The organism is Nitrospirota bacterium, from assembly GCA_030684575.1.
GTDB lineage: Bacteria > Nitrospirota > Nitrospiria > Nitrospirales > Nitrospiraceae > Palsa-1315.
In genome coordinates this window covers 119,473-144,258 of sequence record JAUXVD010000014.1, presented here as the reverse complement: position 1 = coordinate 144,258, position 24,786 = coordinate 119,473, and the positions used below count along the sequence as shown (strand labels likewise).

Below are 24,786 nucleotides of genomic sequence, written 5' to 3'. Positions count from 1 at the left end.
AGACACGAGGCTAGAGGCGGGAGGGAGTCAGCCCCTTGCCGCACGCCTCGCACCACTTGCCTACTTTAATGGCGGCACTTCTCGGCGCTTGGGAGCCGCGTAATTGACCAAATAATCGAACAGCCGGATCAAGCGGCTGTCCTGACGCTTCTGATCCACCCAATGCCCGATCAACCCGATCGTGCGCGAAAGGATGAAGAAACCGTTCAAGCTGTCGACCGGGAAGCCGATATCCACGAGCACCGCCGCCATCGTGCCGTCCACGTTGAGGATCAGGTTGTCCTTCTTCACCGAGGTGATCTTCTCCACTTCGAGCGCAAAATCCAGGCAGGGGGTCTTCATGTTCAAACTCTTGACGTACCCGACCAGTTCCTTCACCCGCTTGTCCGGATTCCGCAGACTCTTGACGCGATGGCCGATCCCCGGCACAGGACCATGGTTCTTCTTCATATAGACCAGGAACTCATCCACCGTCATCTTGTTGTCGACGGCATGCTTGAAATAGCGTCCGGCATCGGTCACGGCGCCACCGAAACGGGGCCCGATCATGATCAGTCCTGCTGCGACCGACTGGGACAGGCCTATCCCGGCGCAGGCTGCGATAATCGTCCCCAAGGCCCCGCTGACGCAGGGACCATGATCAGCCGACAGCATCATGATGCGCTTGATGATTTCAGCTTCTTGCTTGGAGATCAAACGCTTATCCCACAGCAGTCCCACGACGTGGGGGATTTCGTAGCCTTTATTGATGAGCTCGGAGGCCGGATACCCGTCATAGCAGGGTTCGTCGCCGCGGTCATCACTGATCGTAGTACGAATCAGCGGGGCCACCATGACTTCATCGGCCTTCATGGCCGCTTCAATCGTCTTCGGCAACTTCGGCAATGACGCAGGCTCGACCGGCTCTTTCACCTGACCGGACTTCAACATCTCCTGATAGGCTTCCTTGATCGCCGGGCCCAAGGCCCCGAATGTCGCCGGGACAATCGCACCGGAATTTTTCAGGGCATCGGATTTGGCACGGGCCGACCCTTCGCCCTTCAAACCTTCTTTCGCGCCGGCGTGACCGAACTTCATCCCCTTCGGGAGACTTTCCTGGCAGAATCCTGAGACCACGGCCATCAACTTGACGCGACGCTTCTTGGCACCGTACCACTCGGCGGCCCGCTCTTCGAGATCGCCACCCATTTCGCCGACGATGATGACCGCCTTCGTCTGGGGATCGTTCTCGAACATTTCGAGATAACTCACATAGTCGGTTCCCGGATAGGCATCGCCGCCGATGCCGATGGCTGTCGTGATACCGTCGGCAAACTGCGAGCAGATCCAGATAATTTCGTTGGACAGACCGCCCGACTTGGTGATGACACCAAAAGAGCCTTCACGGTAGAGCTTCGACAGCACCAGGTTGTCGAACGCGCCGCCGATCACGCCGAGGCGGCAGGAACCGGCCGATACAATACCGATCGACGAAGGGCCATTGAACACCTTCCCGAGCTTGGTCGCATGACGGCCCAGGATCTTGGCATCCTTTTCAGGCACACCCTCGGTGATCATGGAGACCACCTTGATGTGTGAGTCGTCCAAGGCTTCCATCCCGCCCTTCAGCGCACGATCCGCACCGATGTACACAAGACTGGTGTTGATCTGGGAATGGTTCTTGGTGGCTTCCGCGACAGTCTTATAGATGGGGACGGCCACCAGGCCGCTGCCGTAGGGAATCTCGTGCGTCTTGCCGGCATCAGGCGGATAGACGAAGGCCAGGACGTTCAGCGAACGTTTGATCAGGTAGCAAAACTCGGCCATTCGGCGCGCGGCGTTGACGCCTGCAACCCCGCCCTGAATGACCACATAGGTATCTTTATTTGCCAGGATGCTCATCGGGATCTCCCCTTATATATTCAGTTGGCCATGGACGGCATGGCTATTTCGTCTGGAGCGCCTTGTCAACGATGTCGGTGAGCGGCGTATGGCGGTCGAAGACGTTGATGTCGAACCCTTCGTCCTTGAGCGCGCGCATCGCGTCGAGACCTTCCTTCTCTCGCGGGCCTCCGCGACGCACCCAGATCTTCACGCCCTTGAGCTTCCCCTCGGACTTCGCCTTGCGGAATCCGTTGATGATGCCGCCGAATGTCTTCACCACGTCGGTGAAATTGGCAATTGCCCCGCCGACGATGATGTTCTTGATCCCGGGCAATGAGCAAACCTTGTCGGTCAACACTTCAACCGCCCAATCTGGTGGATCACCCGAATACTCAGCGTAGTTTGCAAGCTTACCGCCACGAGCCACCACCGCGTCAGAATAGTAGACGCTCGCGCCGCCGCCTGCCGGGAGCATCGCCGTATCTCCGCCTGGAATCTCGATAAATTTGACCGACCCCTTGATCTTAGAGTCGACCGCCATGACTTCCATTTCGTGCTTGGAATAGGCACGGCCAAATTCTGCGGCAAAGGCGAAGTTCCAATCTGGGTGCCGGAACTTAGCATCGCCGTCGAGAAGCGTGACCGCATCCAAGGCGATCAATTCACTATCTTGTTCGCGCAACACAACGGGGTTCACTTCCAAATACTGCGCATCTTCACTGTCGAAACAGGCAAACATTTTACCGGCAAAATCGGCCATCTTTTTCACGAGCGGACCGGTAAAGCCCGCATCCTTCGCCACCTTCTCAAGCGCCGCCGCCGTGGGCTGCTGCCCGACTTCCAAGGCTAACTGCTTCACGCGATCCCAATTCGACTCGACTTCGATACCGCCGCAATTCGCGACCAGAATGTCCGTCCCTTCACGGGTAGACTTCACCGCACAATAATATTCTTCTTTGTGCGGAATCATTTCAGACACGATCACTTGCGAGACGGTGATGCTGCCGACGTGGCGGCCGAGCATCTCCTTCGCGGCCGCTTCCGCCGCCTTGAAATCCAGATCGACCTTCACCAATCCAAGCTTGAACCGGGAGCCGAGCGCTTCATGCGCCTTGACCACCAACTTGGATTTCTTCAGCCATTCATTGGCTTGACCGAGCTTTGTCAATTCGTCAACCGAAGTGACGACGACATAGTTGGGGACCGTGATACCCCACTTCTTCATCAGCCCCATCCCGGGACCTTCGAGCACCTTTGCCATGACGTCACTCCTTCAGAATGGTGAGAAACAATTGTAAAGGAGGAGGATTCTAACGAAATCAGCTGGATGACTCAATACACCAGAGGAACTAAGCAACTTTGTTCAAAAGGCCTAGCAAAGATATCGGATGAGAGGTGCGCCCGCCTAACCATATGAAAAGTAAGCGCACAGTCGCGAAAACACTGCCTTCACATTAAGTTGACTGTACGACAAGCTTCTTCAAGAGAATCATAAGATTTTGAGCCACGTCATAATAAATACCTCCTTGAAAGCAAAACAGCAGCGTGATTGTCGCTGACATGTATCTTCCGTGCAAGAACGCCGCGACTCCCTTTCATGGAAAAACTCGATCACACTGCTCTTCTGGGAGCCAGCGTCATGAAACCTCAGACCTCTGACAGGAACTTATTGTGCACCCATCCTTCAATATCTCCATTCTCCACTAATTCCACCTTGCTCCAGCGGTCACGTTTCTCCAGGAGCGCCACAGTAGCTCCTCTCTTTAGGGGTTCGGCAACGAACGGAAATTCCACGCCAGGACCACTTCGAATATTCAGTGCGGAGGCCGTCACTTCATAGCGCTCCCGTTCCTCTGCTATACGACCCAGCACCGCGGCGCGGACATGGCCCAACGGAAAGGCCGGGCCGGGATCCCGCTTTCGGTCGGAAGCGATATCTTCATGCCCCACCACGCCCTTCAGGTCATAGTGCCGAACAAGAAGCTGTGCGAGTGCTAACGCCCGCTGGATCTGAATCTCCGTGTAGGCATGCCACCAGCGTGGCTCCTCATCGAACTTGTGCTTGGCATAGAGGACTTCATCTTCCGCATACAGCGCACCGAACCACGCCTGATACTTGTCTCCGACCTTCTTCAGTGGACCCGCATTGTCCATCTCTATCCCGATAGAACAACTATTCAGACCACTCAACCCGTCCCAATAACTGATTCCGGCGTGCCACGTCTTGATGTTGAACGGCGCAAGCTGGCAGATCGACCCATCTCTGGCCAGAACGAGGTGCGCCGACGCCTTCGCCTCCGGATTCGTCAGCCAGTCGATCGAGCTCTGAGCGCTCTTGCCGGCCGTATAATGGAACACGAGGTAGCGCGGAGAAATGTCGCCACCTTTGTTTGGAGTCTCGACGAAGGACACATCCGCTCCCACAAGCCGATTATTTTCGATGGCAAGGCCCGGCATCTCTACGCGAGCAGCCGCTCGTGTTCTGGCTGCTCGCGACGTAGTTTGTTTTTTTCTCGAAACGCTACGTCTTCTCAAAGGTCTTGTGCGTGCCATGACAAACTCCTTCTATCCATGAGAGAGCTGATGTTCTCTCATGCCATACTGAAAAGTTATTACGAGGCACTGCCAGCAACGATCCAACAGATTAACGAGGCATCCCACTCGATATTGCCTGTAGGTGACTCCTCTCTCCCACATCACAGGATCAACCCTGGTGAGCATCGTCCATGCTCCAGGCCCTACTCCCCGCCCGAAGCAATCGCTTACAACAAACCGATCGGACTCCAAGAGCTACAGGCTGAGCAAGACCGAGAACTGAAGAATCCGTCCCTCATCAGCTCGCGCCTTATCCGCCACAGTCAGCCGCCATCTACCTTGAGGTTTCTTCCCGGCAAGAGCCGCTAAGGCCGGGGTATTTGCGATGTCATAGGTCGTCTTGAGGTTGTCCGACCCGCCCCCTTGGCGATTATGCAACAGAATCGCGCCGACACGAGTGGATGAAGGCGGCGCGAGCTTGATGACGAGATCACCGACATAGGTATGCTCGATGTCGATACTGACTGTCACCGCCGACATCACCGCCGTCTCCCCGATCGTGACCGAAATAGTCGAGGTTTTAAGATCGCGAATCGGCACGAGCCTGGTAGCCGTATGCATCGATGTCGGAATCGCGACTACTGGTGCAGCCAGTTCAACCGCTCGCTTCGCGTTCACCTTGCCGTAGCCGTAAAATGGGCTATGGCCCTGCGCATTATAATTCCCCCCGGCTGCATCGATAGGATCGCAAGACCGCTTGAGGATGTCTTTGACCTCGTCCCACCGCAGCGAAGGGTTTCTTGAGAGGACCAAGGCTGCCACCCCGGCAACGCCCGGGCAGGCGCTCGAGGTCCCGCCGAAATCATTCACATAATTCCCCACCGCATCGCCACGGCTGACCTGCCCGGGGTTATAGCCGGCTGTGCCTGAGCGATCCGTCGTCCAAATTCCAGGAACAGGAAGCACCGTGTCATTACTCGGGAAAGTGCACCACACCGCATTACCGAAATCGCTGTACGCACTCCTTTTGTTTTTGGCATGACAGGCGGCAACGGCAATCACTTTTTCATAGCTCGCATATCCATCATTATCGACACTTTCATTCCCGTTTCCTGCCGCAAAGGTAATGACACAGCCTTTCCCATTCCGGCCATTGGCAATCGCCCAATCAATGGCCACACGGGTTGAGTCCGGGAGTGGCACCATTTGCCGGTGAGCAGGATCGTTGGGATCCCACCAATCTCCGTCCTCTGGCCCCCAGCTGCATGAAATGACATCGGCTCCGTGGGACGCCGCCCAGACGAACGCGTCAGCCTCAGCTTGAGATCCAAGCGGCGATGCGTAGCGAATCGGCATCAACTGAGCATCGGGAGCGACCCCGGAGGCGCCGTGGTGACCATTGGCGCAGGCCACACCGGAGCAGGCCGTCCCATGGTTGTCCCGACTCCCGGGACGGGGGTCATCGGTCCTGCGAGTCACGTCTCTCGGCGCTACGATCTTTCCCGAGCCGGCCAACTCTTCGTGATCGATATCGCACCCGTCGTCAATGACGGCGATCCTGATTCCCTCGCCTCGACTGAGGGCCCACGCCGCCTCGACATTGGCATGCGCGTCGTAGACCGTCCCTCCGATCGTAGTTTTCTTGAGATGCCATTGCTGAGGGAATACCTGCCGCCAACCCGTTTTCCTGACCAACTCCGGGTGACAGAGATCCACATGCTTATGACGAAGCAACCGGTCTGTGATGTCGAACACCGTTCGCCCCGTCCCCTCTACCGCCTGAACGAAAAAGCCGTTGCGGACATACTCAATAGGCCGTTTCATCTCAAGCCGGTACTCTTTGAGCGTTCTCCGGCAGGCCGACTCTGCCATGTCGGCATCGAACTGGACGAACACGTTCTCCGTGTAGAGCACCGGCCTCTTTGAGCGGGGGTCTATCAATACACGCCCGGCAAATTGTACATCTCGTTGATTGTTGAGCAACGTACGCACAACACCTTTTGCACGAGCCGTTCGACAGTTCGTACCATATCGAAACACCTCAACCCCCGCATCGTGAAAGCGCGCCACCTGCTCTAACTCCGCCAGCACTTCTCGTCCCTTCTTGCTTTCAAGTGACGCATCGAGGGATCTCCGGCTCCGCGTTCGTACGGCAACATAGGCTTCTCCCAGCTCCAGCTTATACTGCTGCCCCTGACTGCCCCCATAGCGATATGCCAACATCGTCGCCCCTCCCTTCCTAAAATCCGGCATGGAAAATGACCGGCCTCACGCCTAGAATAGTCCGATGGAACTGCCCACTCCTCTCACATCCTTCCCCGACATCCTCCTGGTTATGACGGAACGCGCGTCACTGCGGTATGCCAAACAACCATTGCTCTATGCCGTCCATGGGCCCTTACCGGCCTACTTGAAAGCAGCGACCGAACTCGTCCTTGAGGACAACTCGGTGACGATATGCCGGGGAACTCCCCCTTCATCAACAGACCTTCCTGCCTCCCTCACCATCACGCCAGTGTATCGACTCGATCCCCACGGGCCCCTTGCCGTTCCGACCGGACATATCTACATCCGCTTCACGCCGGGCATCGACATCGAGGAACGCCGTAACAGTTTGGCCGACTGTGGCTATGCAATCTTGCAGGTTCCAAATTACGCGCCTCACACGGCATGGATCCGGTCGACCGACGGCAATATTGCAACCAGCCTACAGAATATCGAGCGCCTCCACGATCTACCAGATCTGGTCCAGGCTGAGCCCCAACTGCTGATGCAGCAGAAGACCAGGTAATCACCCGCACCGATATGTTCGTCTCAGCCAAGCGCCTGGTGAAGCCCGACTGATATGGGACACTTGAACCTGGCAGCATTCACTGTGGGCCAGAACATAGCCGAACCTGAGCCGACTGCGGTCATAACCCTACCGCATGGCCGCACGACCTCCGCCCTGCCATATCATGGGGTTGGGCAGGCTGGCCCGGCCCCTGTTCCACCAAAAAGATCGCCGACGAAACTCGCGTAACATTCCGCATGCCGGAAGTTAGCAACGTGATCCACGTTGGCCCACAAAATATGAGCCACCTCGTGAATCAACATGATCGTGCGTTCGCCAGGATCTCGCCCCCAAAACGCAGCACAGAGGAAAATGGCATTGACGCCAGGGCATGCGCTCGCTTCACCGACTGCACAACTTGTTCGGCACCCCCCATACCTGACCGTTCCACCGATACAGCGATAGGCAATCGCGTGATTGGCCATATAGTTCGCAATACGCTCGTATCGCGCACTGAGCGAGCTCATCTCTGCATCCAACGCCTCCTCTTGCGTGTTATGCACACGCCCAGTCAACCGGTTTTGAAACCCGCCCCGTCTGGCCGGTGACTGTCCGAAACGTGCCAGGTAGGCCTGCGTCGTCCGTCCACCTGGTCCACGAGTCCCCAGGTGTGCCACCGCCACTTCCGTCGTCAGTGACGAAGCCGTTAAATAGGCTTTCGAAGCCGCCATCGCTTCCAGCCATTCAAGTTGACCGATGGGGTTCGCCGTCGCTCCGTCAGTGCCTGCGACACAATTCGTCGACCCTGGATCGACCGTTCGTTGAAGCCGCGCAGATCCGCGCAAGCCGACGCCGGCCTGCTGCACCACATGGGTCAATTCATGCCCCAATAACCGTCTCCCCTCTGTCGCATCAGGCGCATACTGCCCATCTCGAAAGACGATGTGCGTTCCAACCGTGTAGGCCAGCGACTGAACATCAGTCGCCGACCGGCTAGCCTGCGCATCGGCATGGACCCGCACATGCCCCAAACCACGGCCAAACCGCGGCTCGAAAAATGATCGCGCTCCTGCATCCAACGCATAGCCCGGAGAATCCAGCACCGCTGACACCGAAGCCGGCACCGCTTCACCCAATACAATGCTAGGCTTTCTGGCAATCGAGACCTCCACCTCTTCCTCACAGGCCGCGCATTGCCGTTGCACCGTCGGCGCCGGCATCCGCATCACCTGCTCGGCGACCTGCTCAGCTTCGACTTCAGCGGGATCGTTCGGTTGACTGATGGCCAACTTAGGCTGCAAGAAAATCGGGAGACCGGCAGATGTGCGGAGTCGTTTCGGAATGGTGCAGGAGCAATCCGGCGAAGCAGATTCGACAGCCTGGCGGTGAGGCTTTCGCTTATTGAGAGTGGCAACGGTGGTCAACATCGAAACACCTCAGTTCGTGAGAACGGAAGGAATTCTTGACCCTCCTCACTCCTCGGCCTTGGGCGTATGCAGGCCAAGCCACGTCCACGTGAATGCTCCCATATAATCCCCGCATGAGGGGTCACAGTCGGGAAGCTCCGCGCTTAACGCTCGACCCGGCTTATACCCGTGCCATCCCAATACGGCCCAACTGATTGCACCAGCCTCATGCGTCTTTCCGAGCACACTCTTCCAAACCTTGGCTTTCTTCCATACGGAAATGTAGGTCTTCATCGCCTCTTCCGAATAATGGTCCTCGGCATACCGATCCATGCCGAGGACCTTGCTCCAGTCGTAACACAACCGCATGGCCGTCCCATACAACACATAGTTGACCGTGTCGGGATAATGACAGTGGCCTGAAACGGCGACAGAAGAGCCGCAGGCCTCGGTCGCACACCCTTTGTAGTACCCAATCCAGTCTTTGTACCCATCGCTATTGAGTTCCTGGATGTCCCACGCCAACCCAGCAGTCGGAAGAGAAATGAGCGTCAGACATGCAGCGCCGCGAGTAGGAGCGCTGGCAGCTGCAAATTTCGACCGAACATCACCCACCGTCTTGGCTAACGCCTTTGAAATTTCCGGCCCACAGGTCCCTCGAGGAATTTGGCCGGCAGCCTGTTCTTCATCTAGTCGTCCGTCCTCCCATACTTCTTTTCTTGCGAGCCGCCAGGAATCTGCGCCCACCTGCTGCACCACATGCGTGAGCTCATGCCCCAACAACCGTTTTCCATCCGGTGAATGGGGCGCATAGCGACCGGCATCGAACACCACGTGGGAACCGACCGTATAGGCCAACGCATTCACAGCCTGCGCCGACTGCTGGGCCGCCCGATCCGTATGGACACGGACATGACTGAGATCCTGCCCGAAGCGCGGCTCAAAGAAGGCGCGAGTCGATGCCGCCAGCGGCTGCCCCGGCGAGCGGATCACTGAGCCGACTGATGCCGGCGCATCACCGCCGATTGCACCCTGTGCCTTCCGCGACACGCTTACCGGCTTTTCCTGTTCGCAAGCCGGACATGGCTGCCCCCCGGACGCATAAGCCGCACATTGCCGTTGGACCACCGGCTCTGGCATCCGCATCACCTGATCAGCTACCCGGTCAGCCTCTACTTCAGCCGGATCACTCGGCTGACTGATCGCTAGCTTGGGGTGCAGAAAGAGGGGAAGGCTCGAACCTTTTGCCTGCTGCTTCGCGTGGGCAAGAGAACGAGCAGATGAGAGACCTGGTTGAAACCGTTTATTATGAATGCCGCCTACATACATGCGAATCTGATTCCCTGCCTCTCACATAATCGCTTCCCGCTTGTCAGCATGGCTCGGCCCGCTTCAGAGTTCATTCCAGGCGGTCTCCTTCGATCTCACGCGGCAGTGATCGGATCGGTGGACTTCCGGGATTGAAGTAGCTCCATAAGCGAATCGCATCAAGCTGGAGCATAAATCGCACATCCTGGCGCTCAGGAAACAAATCCGGCAGAGGCGGGCTCTGTGCGCCTATCCACATGCTTTCACCGGTGCCGGCATTCCGCTCGAATAGCGGATAGGGAGAGACCCCCTGACGAAACCCGCCCGACAGCATCAGACCATCATCGAACAGTCCGAGATTCACCTGGAGCGACGACAGACCAATAGGAGAAGTTGCTGTCGTATCAAGGTCACCTGACGTATCGAAGGACAAGGTGGAAACGCGCGTGTCGAATACTCCTTCATTGAACAAATCCATCAGCGCCGATGCGTCAAGGCCCAAATCGAATTCAAATCGGGTTTGTTCATCGTCCATGATTCGGTAGGTAAAGGTCTTCACGGGAAACTGGGGAATAATCCCCGGCAGCATGGCCAAGTTGAAGTCATCAAAATGACGCCTCATCGCCGGATTGGCCAGAGCCATTCCCCACAGAAACGCGTAGTTGGTCCCGACAAACAAGGGAACCCCGATACTGAGTTCCGTCGGCTGACTCAAAAAATCATCGGCCAGACGTGATGTGAGCGCGGAAAAGGCCGGATTATTTTCCCCTAAATTTTCAGCAACGGTGCCTAGACCATCCGCCAGTGGGTCTGGCTCTTCCTCACTTGATTGGCGCTGAATAACTCCCTGGGCCACTGGAGAAGCGCCGGGGGAGGGCAACAGCCCTCTCCCCGCACCCTGTCGCTGCACTCTCGGCTCCGGCATCCGCATGACTTGCTCGGCCACCTGGTCGGCTTCCTCTTCATATAAATCGCCCGGCTTACTGATGGCCAGCTTGGGTTGGAGAAAAAGCGGGAGTCCGAAGCCGGGCATGGAAGACCCAGGTGCCATTGCCCGATGCACCTTCGGCAGTTGAGCCATCCGCCGAGATGTAGCATCCGACACCTTGGCTGTGGAGACAACTGTTAGCATGGCGCCTTCCGGAGAAATATTTACGCTCTGTCTAGGCCAACGGACTATGGGATGTCATCCCCATCACTCATGGCTTCTTCTTTGGTGCAGGCAACGTCTCACCGCAATCTTTAATGATCTCGGCGGAATCGTGCAACCCGATCTGCCGCAAACTATGCTCCGAGACGATGGCGCGCGCGAACTCGCAGTTGTTCTTGAAACTGGGCGACCGTATAGCGGGAACCGGCGTATGCCAATCGTCGTGGTCCCGAATCAAGGACTTCTTGGCCAGGCACGCAAACACCGTAAACAGACCATCGAACTCAAATCCGACGATCTGTTTTAGATGTTTTTTTACTGCTGATTCATTTGCGAATATTTTCTTTTTGGTCGCCAACTGATTGATCGCATCCCGGTATTTGCCGAGAGACAGATCAAAGGCCAGGTTGAAATCGTTGCAATGCTCCTGTTCGCCCTCCTGGATCTTCTGTGCGCCGCCGGTTGAGATGACCCAACGCAAGGGATATTTTCCTGGAGGACAGTCGCCTTCATCCCCCAGCACCGTGGCCTCACCCTCGTCGAACACACCGGCTTGCGTAAAGATCGAGGAGATCTTCGGCAGCGTAGCGGTCGTGGGCTGCACTTGAACCCCCTTGCCCTTCCGAACCAGGTCCAAAACCGGGAAGGTCGCGGCCGAGACCGTCAGAGCGGTTAAGCCGAATTCCGCCGTGGTGCCGCCGTTCTTCAGAAAATCGGCTCGACTGAACCCGGTGGGGGCACAGTTGGATGTAACCGGAGTCGAGCCGGCGGCGCTCGCCTCGTCCGCCTTGTCTGCCCGTGGCGCGTCTTGAGGTTGCGGCGCAGGCGGATCAGGGTCAAGCGGGTGTTCCTGACGAGCCAGCTGAGGCTGCTGCTGCAACACATGCGTCAGTTCATGCGCGAGCAGACGCTGACCGTCCGGCGTACCAGGAGCGTAGCGTCCATCACCGAAGACCACGTGGGAACCGACCGTATAAGCCAGGGCATTCACGTCTTTCGTAGATCGCTGGGCCACCCCATCTGTATGGACGCGGACCTGACTGAGATCCTGCCCAAAGCGCGGCTCAAAAAAATCGCGAGCGGACAAACCCAGCGGGTGGCCTGGCGAACGGAGGACCGAGTGGACCGACGATGGGGCCTCGCCAGCTGTGACATCCTGCGCCTTCCGCGACACCGTCACTGCTTCCTCTTCCTCGCAGGCCGCGCATTGCCGTTGGACGGATGGCTCAGACATGCGCATCACCTGCTCAGCGACGCGGTCAGCTTCTTCTTCCGCCGGATCACTCGGCAGGCTAATCGCCAACTTAGGCTGAAGAAAGAACGGAAGACGGGGAAAAGAGCCTCTCGTACCTCGTATGGATTTAGAGAAAGGAATGAGCTTAGAGACAGCCGCCGTCACAGCCGTTCTCGATTTTTCCCGATCAGTTTCAGCACAGCATTTTGCAGACATTGCGGGCTTCTTCGAAAGGGGACGTAAATCCTCGGATTTTCTATTCTCTTACAGCCTTCTAACTTGGCGGCTGCCCCAAACTCGCGCCGGTCAGTTCTTGCCGCATCGCATCTCAGTCTGGGGCGATGGTGTGCGGGACTAGAGCCCGACCTCTAGGGACGACTCCTGCCAGAGTGAGATTGAGTCTGCCGCGCATCATGGCGTCGAAGCAGATCTCATAGAGGTCACCATCAGGCTGATGGAGGCCGATTTCACGACCAACCGCTTGGTTGTACAAATCTTGATCTAAACTATTGTGTTCGATTATGCCCAAAGAAACCTGAGAAAACACTTCGTGTAGAACCTCGTAGAATGTCCCCAGAGCCCAGGTATCGACCTCTGGAACACCTCGCGTCAGGCAAGCGGCAATATAACAATGACCCCATGCGTCATACATCGCTTCGGCCCATTCACCTCGATCGCGGCCCTCATTCACATTCCAGCGCTCCGTTTCCTCGTCATATTCGATCCGGGCAAGAACGTCATCGGCAAAGCGACTCGCATGCCCCAACGCTTCCGCCGTACAGAAGCCACCAACCAGCACGGACGCACCGGGAGACACGAGTTCTGGTAAGCGTCGCTGACCTGCTGGCGTGGGAGTGGGAGGGGGAGTGGGAGTGGGAGTGGGAACTGGATTTGACTCACGATCTTGGCGCGTCACCCCACCATGCACTTCCCTCAACTGAATATCCTCCACACGTCGCGTCTCAGCGCACCGCAGAAGCGTGAACGCGATGACGACATTACCGGTTGCAACTCTTGTCGCACGGTGAATGTCCTGCAACACCTGCCTTGTCAATTCCCTCACCCGTCCACCATCATCACTTCTAAATACCATGGCGCGACCAATCAGACGCTCCGTAGACCTGTAGAAGTTGGCGAAATCAGGGTCATAGAGTACCTGTACCGTCCGCTCTGCATCTGCCACCAGCGGTGTCGCACACTCTCGCTGAAGAATCAGACTCGCAGGAGTCCGTGTAATTTGCGCAACAAGATTGCCGTCTCTCTCTCCCGCTCTCTCCAGCGAAGATGCTTTGAGAAAGACATGACCTTTCCGAGGAAGACGATTCTGCTGCACCACATGGGTCAACTCATGCGCCAGCAACCTCCTCCCCTGATCGCTTTGTGGAGCATACTGGCCGCTGTTGAATACCACGTTGCTGCCTACCGTATAGGCAAGCGCATTGACGGACCGGGCCGAGTCTGCAGCCTGCGCGTTGGCATGTATACGCACTGCGCTGAAGTCACGCCCAAAACGGGACTCGAAGAAGTTACGGTTGTCGCTATCAAGCGGCCGGCCACCCTGGCGCATCGTTGCAGCGACAAGATCGGCGCCAAATGTTTCGGTGAATGAATCCTTTCCCTTGCGTCGCCACTCGTGACCTTCATGCCCCGTGTACTGCCGTTGAATGACTACAGGAATGCCCCGTACAGGATCAACGCCCGATCGCAGGAATGCCGGCGCCGGCATCTGCATGACTTGCTCGGCAACCCGATCGGCCTCTACTTCTGCCGGATCGTTCGGCTGGCTGATGGCGAGCTTGGGTTGGAAAAATAGCGGAAAACCGACGGCGGACGTATTCACCGCGAGATCTTCCGCGTACGATGCGGGCGGCGATACCACCCGCTGCTTGGGTGTAGCCTCCGGTACGTGCGCTGTCGCCACGGCTGCTGTCAGCATGATCCTCCCTGTCGTCTACGCCAGGAACGCCATTGAAACAATCGTTCTTGTCACCCCGACACACAACCCGAACATCGCCGTAGTTCGTTTCAAATCACACTCGCCAAAAGGATGAATACCCTGTGTGGAGGACGTCCTACGTCGCCCTCAATAAATCTGCAGGCACTTGTCGTCCCAGCTTTCGATACTCGGCGACGAGGCCCACCAACAGATCCGCATAGTTGATGGGCCGCTGCACTTCTTGCGCGAGTACCGCTGCGGTCAGCACCACATTTCGAATGTGCCCCCCTGCCAGATCTGCCGTGGCCGCCAATCGATTGAGCTCCTGCGTGGTGAGCCGATGTCCGGTCCCCAAATGTGCCAACCACAAATCCCGCCGCTCTTCCGGCCCCGGCGCAGGGAACTCGATGATCATGTCGAGCCGCCGGGAAAAGGCGCCGTCGAAACGGCTACGGCTATTGCTCGTCAGCAAGACGATCCCGTCGTAGGACTCGATCCGTTGCAACACATAGTTCGTTTGCGCATTGGCGAAACGGTCGTTGGAATCTTTCACCTCGGTGCGTTTACCAAAGAGCGAATCGGCCTCGTCGAACAACAACACCACGTCCGACCGCTCGGCTTGGGCAAAGAGTTGCGCAAGATTCTTCTCGGTCTCGCCGATATACTTGCTCGTCACCGACGCCAGATCGACACGGTACAACGGCAATCCCAACAGGGTCGCCAACCAGCCCGCAGCCAAGGTCTTCCCGGTTCCGGACGGACCGACAAACAGCGCACGGACGCCAGGACGATACCGCGTTGTCACGGCCACCCCCAACGGGGAGGCCAATCCCTCACGCACCCGACAGCGAACCGCCAGCACGTCGAGCTCCCGCCGCAGGGACGCCTGAACCACTAACGCTTCATGAGGAATCGGATCGCGCAATGGCTGTGCCAAGGTATCCAAGCCCGTTCCCACCCCGGTCACCGAGACGGACACCACATCGGCCACATCAGGCGAAACTCGCCCTTCCAACGAAGCCTGACGACGCGCCATCGCGCCCAGCATCTGTATACGCGCACTGCTATGACGATGAGACTGTGCTAACGCGCCCGCCGAAGCACCCTCACCGATTGCGTGATGCCATAAGCCTTCACGTTCCTGCGCCGTCGGAATGGGCACCGTCCAACAAGGCACCGCCCGACCAGCACGCTCGACGTTGCCTTCCGATCCCGTCACCGCCAAGACCGGACCTGCATAACCTGGGATGTCCGGCAGTCCCTTCCGTTCCCCCGGAGCCACCTCCACTACGAACACCGGAATCAGCCCCCGCAGCAGCAGCCAAGGCCCGAGCCCGGATATTTTCTCCGTCTCGATAAACACCGGACGGCAATGCATGGCGGCGGCCATGACCGCCGCAGCGGATTTTGCCTCAGCCAGGAATCCACTCCGGATCAGCAAGCTCTGATGCGTCGCCGCCGTCACACTCCGGGCATACCGCACCGCCGACTCGTGAACCGAGGGAGGCAATGACACCACCGATTCGACGCCAATCCCAATCGTCATCCCAGCCCACAACCCGTCATGACCACGCAACGCCAAGCCAACCGTCTGGGACACGGATACCGCCCGCTCCGGTAACGGTCCGTCTTCTCCACCTAACAGAAGGAGGCCGCTCCGGATCGCCGATCCAGTCAGCAACACATCAAGGACACGTCCTCCCGGCTCGACAAGATCGGCATAGGCGGCCGCCAGCAACCCCAAGGTCGGACGAGCGCCACCGACGGGAGCTTGCAGAAACGCCAGGGCGCGTCCCACCATCAGATCCTCATCGACCGCCGCAGCCAACACCACAGTCAGCACTTCCACGACAGTACAGGACAAGGCCGCCGCCAAGTGCACCACCGCGCGATCCTCTCGGGCCGGTGCTTGCAAAGCCGCCATCACAGCCTGCAGCCATCTGCTCTTCTCGGAGGGCACCTGTTTGAGAAAATCCGCCACATACAGCCATTCCGAACTCTCTCGATTCAAAGCCGGATTGGTCGCAGCTAACGCCGCCACGGCAGAGAGTGCGAACGTCCGCAAGCGCAGCGTCGGCAGAGGATCGGTGCTCCGCTCGTGCTCTTCATAAGCCGGAGCGCCAGGAGATGGCTCCTTCGCCATACTCGGTTCTTCAATGCCCAGCGATTCTACCGGTCCCATGCGGTCTCCCTTCAGGGTCATAGTGGAATCGGATCACCTGTCCCAACCAGGGCACCCATCCCGGATCGATATCGAGCCCCGCTCGACGGATACGCAGATCGATATCACTCAATGGCATCCATACTTCTACATGGGTCTGGCTACAGGACACCCATCCCGGGCGATGAACTAGATTGGCCAAGCCCAGGTGAGCCTGGAGCCGACACCAGCTCCGCATGGCCTGTCGCCATTTGGCCACAATGGCTTCGACTTCCTTCGCGACACACTCACTGTGCTCTTGCTGGACCTGCTCTGAGTTACCTCTCTCACTGGCAGACAGCCACAGATAGACAGGATCGTCCTCCGGAATCGACAGCCGCTCCGCAATCGAACGCAACACTCGCCACGGCACATGAGAGTCAATCCATTCCGGATGGTCCTGAATCGCACGGCTCAGTCCCGTTCGCGCCAGCAGCGGAATCAAGAACAAGAACCCAGCATAGGGCGTGTACAGAGCCACATCAGCCTGCTGACGGGGCACCTCTCGAACCGTCAGTTCAACGACCGGAGCAACGAGTCCAGCATCCCCCTGGAATCGTTCCAGGAAATGACCGTCCGGATGGTGCCGTGCGATAGGGGTATCGATCGACGCAGCGATGGTCCGCAAGAAGGCCTTCGCCTCGTTACGCGCTCCCGAGATCCTTGCGCCATCAGGTCTCCAGCTCTGAACAGCCAACGCCACCAACCAAAGGGATCGTGCATCCGATGGCCCCCATCGCGCGATCCATTGAAACAGCACAGGGTGCCATGCACGGGGAATGGCCAAGAAGGCGGTCGCAATGCTTGGAACCGGTGTCGAGTCCGCCCCATAATCCGAGTCTCGCCATCCGCATCGTTGCAGCAACACAACCCCATCCTGCTCTCGTACTGCCTGCAAGATCACATCGAGACTGTGCGTGACAATGAGCTGCTGAAACGCCTGCCCTAATGTCTGAGAACCGATGCCGAGATTGAGCAGATCTCCAAGGAGCAGACGTCCGGCTTGCAGGGTCGTCAACTCGGGTTGCCATTCCGGCACAGCAAGTCGCCAATACCACGCTCGCCGAACCGTACCGGCATCGCCCTGCGATAAATGTCGAATGAGAGTGACGACGGCATCGAGCCAATCGTGAAAGTAGACGGCTGGCGCATCCGACGCACGAGGATCGTCGCCATGGACCGCATGACGTGCGAGGTCAGCTACTTGCGCGTCAAGTTGACGCGCAACCCTCGCCGCGCTTTTGTCCGAACGAAGGACTCCCAATGAGATAGATCGAATCAGCACCAGTCGTTCATCGACTGTTCCGCGTAACGATGCGGTGCGCAAGGCATCTTCGAGGAGCAATGCTCCCCGGCGAATCAGCGATTCCGAACCTCCCCGAAGCCGCGCGGTCCTGATGCGGCGGGCGGCATCAACCGGCATGAGCACCTCACCGAGCACGAACGGTTGCGACGGCCACCTGAGTAAAATGCGCCACAGCCTGCGCTGATAGCGTGACCGCCGGGAGAGCCGTCTGTATGACATGCGCGACGGCTTGCCGAGCGCCGACATCTTCGACCAGCCCCTGTGCCACAATCTGCGTCCCGGCATACAACGACACATGCATGCCGACTCGTACTGCCCCCGGACTAATCACTAACGGAATCCTGCTCCCGGGCTTCACGGTCGTCGGTTTCTCCACATGCCCCGCAATAATTTGATTCACCGGCGCGTGGCTGGCCAGCAAGAGACACATTCGAACCAGATCGTGCATCAGTCCAACCGCCTGCGTATTTCTGGCATCGATCCGCCCATAGAGCCAATCGACCAACGTTTGCATAGATCGCCGTGCCAAGGGTTCAACCTCAGCCCATCGGGGCAATGTCGACAGATTGCGCAAGTTCGCGGGGCCATCGAACTGACTGAGCCGTTCCGCCCATTCCAACCGCAAGACGGGACGCACTTCACCAAATTGAGCATAGAGGCAGGCCGCCACATTCGACATGTCGGCCAGTTCTCGTGAGGCCTGGGTTGTCAGCTCGGCCTTTCCATGACGCCCTTCGAGCACATCCCCCAACGACAGCAGTTCATGTGCATGGCTGAGCATTTGAGTCCAACTGGTATTCGCGAGCTGACTCGCATCGAATCCTGAAAGATCGAGACGCCGCTCCATCACCACCGATCGTTGAGCCGCGTAGACCCCGTTGACCATGAGCCCCAGCCGATCGGCGATACCCGAGGACACCGCAGTGGGTGAGCGCTCAGCGAGATCGACTGCGCCACGCCCCTGCAAACTGGCCTTCGCCTCCACAATCGTCCGCTGGAGCACATCCACGCGATCCAGCTTCTCCAATAATCCAGGGAACCGTGGGAACCACTTGACCGGCGCATGGCGAAACAAAGCCACCATCGTGCGCAACTCTTGCGGCACGTCTTCATGCCCAGCCAAACAATTCGGCACGGGAGACTCCGCCAACCCGGGATCGAGCGACCGCATCGGCACATCCGTGAACATTGTCGCTTGACGAGGACGGACGAAGGCATACCACGAGACCTCCTCGCGAAGGATTCGGTCTCGCCGGTCATTGATCCCGTTCACACGCGCCGATTCTTCAGCCAATAGGGCGCGCGCCACACCGACATCATGCCGCGCCTCGGCCAGCTCCTGGCCCACCACATGCAGCCGTTGATCGAGTCGGAACGCCAGACCTTGCAACGCCGTCAGCGCGGCTTGGCATTGGCCAATCGCCTGACGGTAGCCGGCGATCCGGCCTTCGACGATCCGCAACGTGGCCACGGTATAATCGACGGCGCGAACGCCCGCGGAGAAAAAGGCGCCTTCATCCCCGTCCGTCGGATCGGGATCGTGCGCCCCTTGCAGAATCTGCGCGGCGAGGTTGCCGTCGCGAATCTCTTTGACCGTCTTCTCGACCGGCACACGTTGCCCATTTCTCGTTTCCAAGAACCCGGGGACCCGGACATCTTCAAGGTTCAAATCGATGTGAGCCAAACTGGACACCAGATCGAACTTCGACGCCACGCTGAAGTTCTTAGCTTCAGGAGCCGGCGGTTCCTTCAACCGTTCAGCCACGGATACCGTTCGGAAGTCGAGCGGCTTCCCGACAATCGGAGCCTGATTCACTACATCTTGGATATTGGCTACTTTCTCGGTCAGCGCCGATTTCACAAAGGTGCCGCTGGACTCCGCCTTCACCACCTCGGCCACCGACGGCGTCTGCGCCAACTCTATCGCCCCCACCCCACCAATCAAGCCGGGGAATTGAAGACCACGATCCAATGTGATCCCTGCCCCTGCCGACAGGCCCGAACGGACAGTCCCTCCGGACAGGGCTGCAGATAAGCCGGATCCGCTTCGGACGACGCTTGCCGCCTTCAGGCTCATCGCTGTCCGAATCCCGGCCGGCGTGGCACGGAGCGCACCGGCCGTTTTCGTATCGATCGCGCGCGAAGGCCCCGTTCCGGCTGTCGGAACCGTACCGCCGCTTTGCTTGAGAAAGTTCGCCAAGTCCTCACGTGTCGCCAACGCGCTCTCACCTTGGGCAATCGACGCGAGAGCCGGTGACGTCACGAGGCGGCTGGCCGCATCGCTCCCCAACATGATTTGCCGCATGCGATAGATATTGGTCTGGACCTGCAAGAACCCGAAATCGACCGTATCGTTGGCACGACGAATTTTCTCTTCAAGAAATTCGACGAACGGCGACAACCCACGCTTTGGCAATTCGGCTACTTCCGCATCGCTTAATGGCGTAGACGTATCCAGCGCGGTTCGTAATGTTTCAAACGCCGTGACGAGATAGGTCGGCAGTCCGGTTGCCGTGCGCGTCACAGTCGTTCCATAGGCGTCTTCCGGCGCTGCCAAGGGCCCCTCGGTTCCAAGCAACGAATCCACAGCCACCACTTCTTCCTCTAGGGCCTCCGGATCCGGATCCACATACACGAGGGGCGTTCCCACGATCGACCGATTGAGCGCGCTGGCCATCTCCCGCAGATCGGCACGCCGACGCAGCCATTTCCCGCGTACCTCGACAAACTGGGCGATGGTCGACTGAAACTCCGGATCGACTTGCGCCATCAGCAATAGGTCCGGCTCGAACGATGACTGGGGAACTGGGACCAATACGCGCACCCGTTCCGGGCGAGTCATATCCAACGGTGCCAGCGACGCACAGGCCGTCATCATGACGTCTAACTGCTCAATCGGAATCGGGGCAAGGTCCACCATGAAACCTTCGGGGAAGAACCGATTCGTCCACGACCGGCCGATCGCTCCCGCATTTCCCGCAGTCAATGCATCTTTCGGTAAGAGTCCGGCTGGCGGAAGAAATCGGCAAGCCTGCGCGATTGCGTCAATCGACATCGATTCCGCCTGCATCTCGGCGACCTGTTCGGCAAACTGCTGTAACCGAGCCTGCCAGACAAACGGGGTGCCAGACTGTGCCAGTAAGCCCTGATGCCACGGGCGCTTGCCTCCCATCCGCACCACTGCGGCACTGTCCAAAAACGACACCGCCCCGCCTTGCCCGCCAATCATCGCCACAGGCAAACCCACCAGGCTCCAGGGGGAATCTACAGAAGAATTACGTTGTTCCCAGTCGAAGAGGGCATAGGCCAGCCGATTTCGCCATTGGGCATCAACCGCCGGACGTGACAACCATGAGTCTTGCCACAGGACACAACACAAGCGGCAGCCATCCACGACTTGCCAATCTTCGAACGCAAAACTTTGAGGGTCCTGCTCGCAAGGATCTGTCGGATCCGCATCGGCCACTTGCTCAACGACAATGGGCTGGAGCACCAATATGCCCACAACCGGCTCTCCGGACGCCAAGAGACTGCCAAGCCTCTCGCCAACCGGCGCATCGCCGCTGGTCAAGCCTGGGACGATCACGGGAATATCCGCAACGCGAATCCGTTGCGGCCTGGCCACAACCACGTCCTCACCGGTAGAGGTCACCCCATAGCCTGGCAAGAGAACCACAATCTCTCCACCTTCACTCCGCTCCAGCACGACGTCCAAGCCCTGAACCGTCCCGCTCGAGAGCATCGCCCCGGTTGCCGCCAGATGTCCGACCCGGCCGGTTTGTTCCACGGTCAGAATCGTGTCGCTGAGGCTTCTCCCCGTATAGAGGTTCGCACGCCGGTTCCAGAGGGGAGCGACGGTCCGATCGAGTGGCGGACTGATCCCCAGTACCGACTCGCCAGGGAATGGCCGCTGAATCGGGCGAACAGGTTGTCGGGATCCTAGAGGCTCAGACATACCATCACCCCTTTCTTCGCGAACGTGCTCGACCATCAGTTTTTTTGGCCGACGTATCGTTCGCCGGCTTGACTACTGGAGCGATGGGTTTAGCTTCAGACCTTGCGGATCGCCCTCCCCCAGCCGGTGCTGTCATCGCCTCCTCCCTGACTCCGAGACTCCGAAGGCGCTCCACGACTCCTGTCAAAGAGACCGCGTTACCGGCACGTTCGGCGCTGATCGAAAGATTGCGGCGGCGGACATACCAAAGTAATCCGGTCCCGGCATCAGCCGCCAGTTTGACCGCCTCTCGCCATGCCGCATCTTGTGTATTGCCCACAGACACAGGCGGCAGTATCAGCCGCGGCAACCGCAGACCCTGCAACAACTCGAGCGGCGACCGCTTGGCCACCAAACCAGGCGCCGCCAATTTGAAGGGCCGACGAATCGACGTCAAACGCGCCTTCAACTCATCCAACTTGGTGCGATCCACCGGAACCAGGATCAGCACCGACGTCGAGTCCTGTTCCTTCTCACCGAGCGTCAAGTCGATCGGCGGCATCGTGAGACTTTCATCCAGCAACACCGGCACTTCATCGTCCGGAATGACCGATAGCTCCACTTCGATTTCAGGCGGAAAGTAGATTTGCGAAAAATCGGCGACATCGATGGCTGCTAACGGGAGATGCCCCACGGGGGGCAATGCCAGGAAATGATCCGCCGCCGCGAAACGCTGTCCACGCGTACCACGATCCCGCAACACATCTTGCAGCTGCGTTTCATACTGCTGCACCTGCGCATACCGCAGTGCTTTGGTCCCCACCCCCAGGCCCAACACTTCGCCTTGCCAGACGGCTAACTCCCGCCGCACAAGAAACGGATCGAGCCATTGGACGATATTCCGATCGACCGCAACCATGGCCAGTGGCAAAACGCCGGACGGCAACCCGCGCGTGGCCCGTTCAATAAATATGTGATGCGCCACGCGCGCGCGCCGGCGATTCCACTCGCTGTGATCCCCTTCGTCGGGAAACGGAATCAATGTCGCCGCCGTCGCCTCAATGATCTCGCCATCCTCCACGGAACGGGGCCCCGTGATGGAGGTGGGATAGGAAGCAATGGGGTTCGCGGTAAATTCGACCGGCCTCAGGGCCAGAACAAAGAGCCCGGACCGGCTTCTCGCCGGATCAAGCGGGCGAAGACTCAACCCCAGCGCGGCATTGAGCCGTTCTGTTGAAGGAATGTCTGCAAGGTCCAACGTCAGCCGCACCGGAACCGATACGATTTCACCGCTGGGCGTCACACCGAGCCCCGGCTCAATCTGGATCGAGGTCGCAGTCCCGCCCACTTCCACCATCAGCCCATTGACGACACCAGCCCCCATGGACCGGCCCAAATCGGCCTGTCTGGTTAAGAAATAGTTTTGGTCACGCGTCAGATCCCGCGCAGTAAGAAACCGCCCGTCGAAGTACTTGGGACGCCGTCGGCGCGTATCCACAAAGAGGGTGTTCGATGCGAGCAACCGCGCCCGCTCGTCTGAGTCGATGACTTCTCGCCGCGATCCTTTGCCTACGTCAAACATGTCGCTCCTCCCCCGCCCACCGTCCAGGATTAAACACAATCGGGCGGATGTTATTATCCACGCTCACCACGGCCCCATCGGCCCGCGCCGGTCTGGCGGCGGCAGAGGCCTGCGTGGCCGGCAGCACTAAACGGGCCAACAACAACGCCGCCGTATCGTGCCCTGCCGCATGCTCCACCAGGGGCGCCAATTGTCCGTCGAGTTCCTGCCATTGCGTCCCCTCCCTCCATGCGTCGAACACCGTCTGGCGAATCCTGTCCGCTCGTATCGCCGGATCGGCAATCCCCGAGACGTCCGGCCATTGATTGGCCGGCAATGGGGGATCGGCTTCCTTCCGAATAACGAGTGTCACAACATAGCCGTCTCGAATCCGCGACGGCACGACCGGATCCAGCGCCTCATAGGGCCCCGAGGCAAATGCCGGAGTTTTTCCCCGCTCACAGGCCACAAACGACAGAAACACATCCACCACCACGCCGTTGAACGGGCCGCCATGAAACCCCTGAGCCAGATCGTCACTGGCTTGCGCTTCGTACCATCGATTCAACCGGAGACAGGCCGTTCGAGGCAATTCGATCAATCGTCCCAAACGATCGATCGCCAAACCCGGCTCAACCGTCACACGCTCCGGTCGTCCTTCCGGCACAGACGGATCATCGCCAGGCAACAAGACCGGCTCCCATGCCACACGCAGCCCCGCGACCGTACCGCTGCCATAGAGGGACGCCAGGGCCCGTGCCAACCGTCCACGATGATAGGTTTGCTCGTCGAGAAAATCCTCCGCATCGAGCAATACCCCGGTGGCATACCACAGACGGTCCTGGGACTCGCCTTGAGATTGCGCCTTCGCCAGGGGATCCAGTTCGAGACTCATTGCCTTCCTCCTCTTCGTGGACGTTTCGAACCCTTCGCCCCGGTGGTCCCGCGCACCGACCGTACCGGAGGTGGATCAATCGGACGAACCGGAGTGATCGGGGTCACCGGACCCACGGGCCTGATGGGCAGCACAGGATCGATCGGGACGAATGGACCGACCGGTCCGACGGGGGGTGTAATCGGCACTCGCACCACGGTGACCACCTGAACATCCGGCACACTCTGATTGCCCTGCGCATCGACGACCACCAACTGAAACCGATGCGTTCCCACAGATAAACCGGGGTCCACATCAATAAAGGGTTGATCGGTCGTGATCGGTCGACCGGGGACAAACGTCGCCACAGATGACTCCTATTCCACCAATGTCCAGATGAATCTCGCCACTTGTCCCGGAGCGGGATCGGATGATCGTTGCCCGCTCAACCGGAATGGCCGACCGAAGGGCACCGTTCTCGGTGCATCCAGGACTGCCGTAGGATTGTCTTCGTCACGTACGATGATCTCCACCCGGTCCGGCGCCGAGCGGTTGCCGGAGTCGTCGACGACCTCCAACTGAAAGATGTGTCGCCCGATGGACAACGGTCGGTTCGGCGTCACATCGACCGCAATCGCATTTTCCGCCGTCTCAAGGGGTACGCCCGCCTCAAAAATTGCCATGATCTATTCCTTTCATGTGAATG

17 protein-coding genes are annotated in these 24,786 nt (G+C 58.6%); 1 reads left to right on the top strand and 16 read right to left on the bottom strand.

Features of this window, described 5'->3' with window-relative positions:
* Nucleotides 1-60: 60 nt before the first annotated feature.
* From Q8N00_10635 to Q8N00_10620, 4 genes are all read right to left on the bottom strand, one after another.
* Nucleotides 61-1,881, bottom strand: coding sequence for a citrate/2-methylcitrate synthase (locus tag Q8N00_10635; GenBank protein ID MDP2383250.1), 1,821 nt, complete (start codon nucleotides 1,879-1,881; stop codon nucleotides 61-63).
* A gap of 43 nt (nucleotides 1,882-1,924) precedes the next feature.
* Nucleotides 1,925-3,124 (bottom strand): ATP citrate lyase citrate-binding domain-containing protein, encoded by a 1,200-nt coding sequence (locus tag Q8N00_10630; GenBank protein ID MDP2383249.1) that lies wholly within the window; start codon nucleotides 3,122-3,124, stop codon nucleotides 1,925-1,927.
* A 386-nt stretch (nucleotides 3,125-3,510) separates the two neighbouring features.
* Nucleotides 3,511-4,416 carry an N-acetylmuramoyl-L-alanine amidase gene (locus Q8N00_10625; GenBank protein MDP2383248.1) on the bottom strand — a complete coding sequence of 302 codons (906 nt, stop codon included), beginning with the start codon at nucleotides 4,414-4,416 and terminating at the stop codon, nucleotides 3,511-3,513.
* 237 nt (nucleotides 4,417-4,653) lie between these two features.
* Nucleotides 4,654-6,621 (bottom strand): S8 family serine peptidase, encoded by a 1,968-nt coding sequence (locus Q8N00_10620; protein MDP2383247.1) that lies wholly within the window; start codon nucleotides 6,619-6,621, stop codon nucleotides 4,654-4,656.
* 64 nt (nucleotides 6,622-6,685) lie between these two features.
* Between Q8N00_10620 and Q8N00_10615 the strand changes: the two genes are divergently transcribed.
* Entirely contained in the window at nucleotides 6,686-7,189 is a 504-nt protein-coding gene (locus tag Q8N00_10615) for a hypothetical protein (protein MDP2383246.1), read from the top strand.
* A 164-nt stretch (nucleotides 7,190-7,353) separates the two neighbouring features.
* Here Q8N00_10615 and Q8N00_10610 read toward each other — a convergent pair whose 3' ends face one another.
* The 12 genes from Q8N00_10610 to Q8N00_10555 form a co-directional block, all read right to left on the bottom strand.
* Entirely contained in the window at nucleotides 7,354-8,598 is a 1,245-nt protein-coding gene (locus Q8N00_10610) for a DUF4157 domain-containing protein (protein MDP2383245.1), read from the bottom strand.
* A 45-nt stretch (nucleotides 8,599-8,643) separates the two neighbouring features.
* Complete coding sequence (locus Q8N00_10605) at nucleotides 8,644-9,906, bottom strand: DUF4157 domain-containing protein (GenBank protein MDP2383244.1); 1,263 nt, start codon at nucleotides 9,904-9,906, stop codon at nucleotides 8,644-8,646.
* Between the two features lie 70 nt (nucleotides 9,907-9,976).
* Nucleotides 9,977-10,936, bottom strand: a complete 960-nt coding sequence (locus Q8N00_10600; GenBank protein ID MDP2383243.1) for a hypothetical protein — start codon at nucleotides 10,934-10,936, stop codon at nucleotides 9,977-9,979.
* Nucleotides 10,937-11,084: 148 nt separating this feature from the next.
* A complete protein-coding gene (locus Q8N00_10595; GenBank protein MDP2383242.1) occupies nucleotides 11,085-12,269 on the bottom strand; it encodes a DUF4157 domain-containing protein in 1,185 nt (394 codons plus the stop codon).
* 328 nt (nucleotides 12,270-12,597) lie between these two features.
* Nucleotides 12,598-14,205 (bottom strand): DUF4157 domain-containing protein, encoded by a 1,608-nt coding sequence (locus tag Q8N00_10590; protein ID MDP2383241.1) that lies wholly within the window; start codon nucleotides 14,203-14,205, stop codon nucleotides 12,598-12,600.
* 136 nt (nucleotides 14,206-14,341) lie between these two features.
* On the bottom strand, nucleotides 14,342-16,387 hold the full coding sequence (locus tag Q8N00_10585; GenBank protein ID MDP2383240.1) for an ATP-binding protein: 2,046 nt from the start codon (nucleotides 16,385-16,387) through the stop codon (nucleotides 14,342-14,344).
* On the bottom strand, nucleotides 16,359-17,828 hold the full coding sequence (locus Q8N00_10580; protein ID MDP2383239.1) for a hypothetical protein: 1,470 nt from the start codon (nucleotides 17,826-17,828) through the stop codon (nucleotides 16,359-16,361). The genes Q8N00_10585 and Q8N00_10580 overlap by 29 nt, the downstream gene beginning before the upstream one ends.
* 7 nt (nucleotides 17,829-17,835) lie before the next feature.
* Nucleotides 17,836-21,666, bottom strand: a complete 3,831-nt coding sequence (locus tag Q8N00_10575) for a hypothetical protein (protein ID MDP2383238.1) — start codon at nucleotides 21,664-21,666, stop codon at nucleotides 17,836-17,838.
* A gap of 4 nt (nucleotides 21,667-21,670) precedes the next feature.
* Nucleotides 21,671-23,227 (bottom strand): hypothetical protein, encoded by a 1,557-nt coding sequence (locus Q8N00_10570; GenBank protein MDP2383237.1) that lies wholly within the window; start codon nucleotides 23,225-23,227, stop codon nucleotides 21,671-21,673.
* Complete coding sequence (locus tag Q8N00_10565; protein MDP2383236.1) at nucleotides 23,220-24,101, bottom strand: hypothetical protein; 882 nt, start codon at nucleotides 24,099-24,101, stop codon at nucleotides 23,220-23,222. The genes Q8N00_10570 and Q8N00_10565 overlap by 8 nt, the downstream gene beginning before the upstream one ends.
* Entirely contained in the window at nucleotides 24,098-24,448 is a 351-nt protein-coding gene (locus Q8N00_10560; GenBank protein ID MDP2383235.1) for a hypothetical protein, read from the bottom strand. The genes Q8N00_10565 and Q8N00_10560 overlap by 4 nt, the downstream gene beginning before the upstream one ends.
* Before the next feature lie 9 nt (nucleotides 24,449-24,457).
* Nucleotides 24,458-24,763 (bottom strand): hypothetical protein, encoded by a 306-nt coding sequence (locus Q8N00_10555; GenBank protein ID MDP2383234.1) that lies wholly within the window; start codon nucleotides 24,761-24,763, stop codon nucleotides 24,458-24,460.
* Between the last annotated feature and the right edge of the window lie 23 nt (nucleotides 24,764-24,786).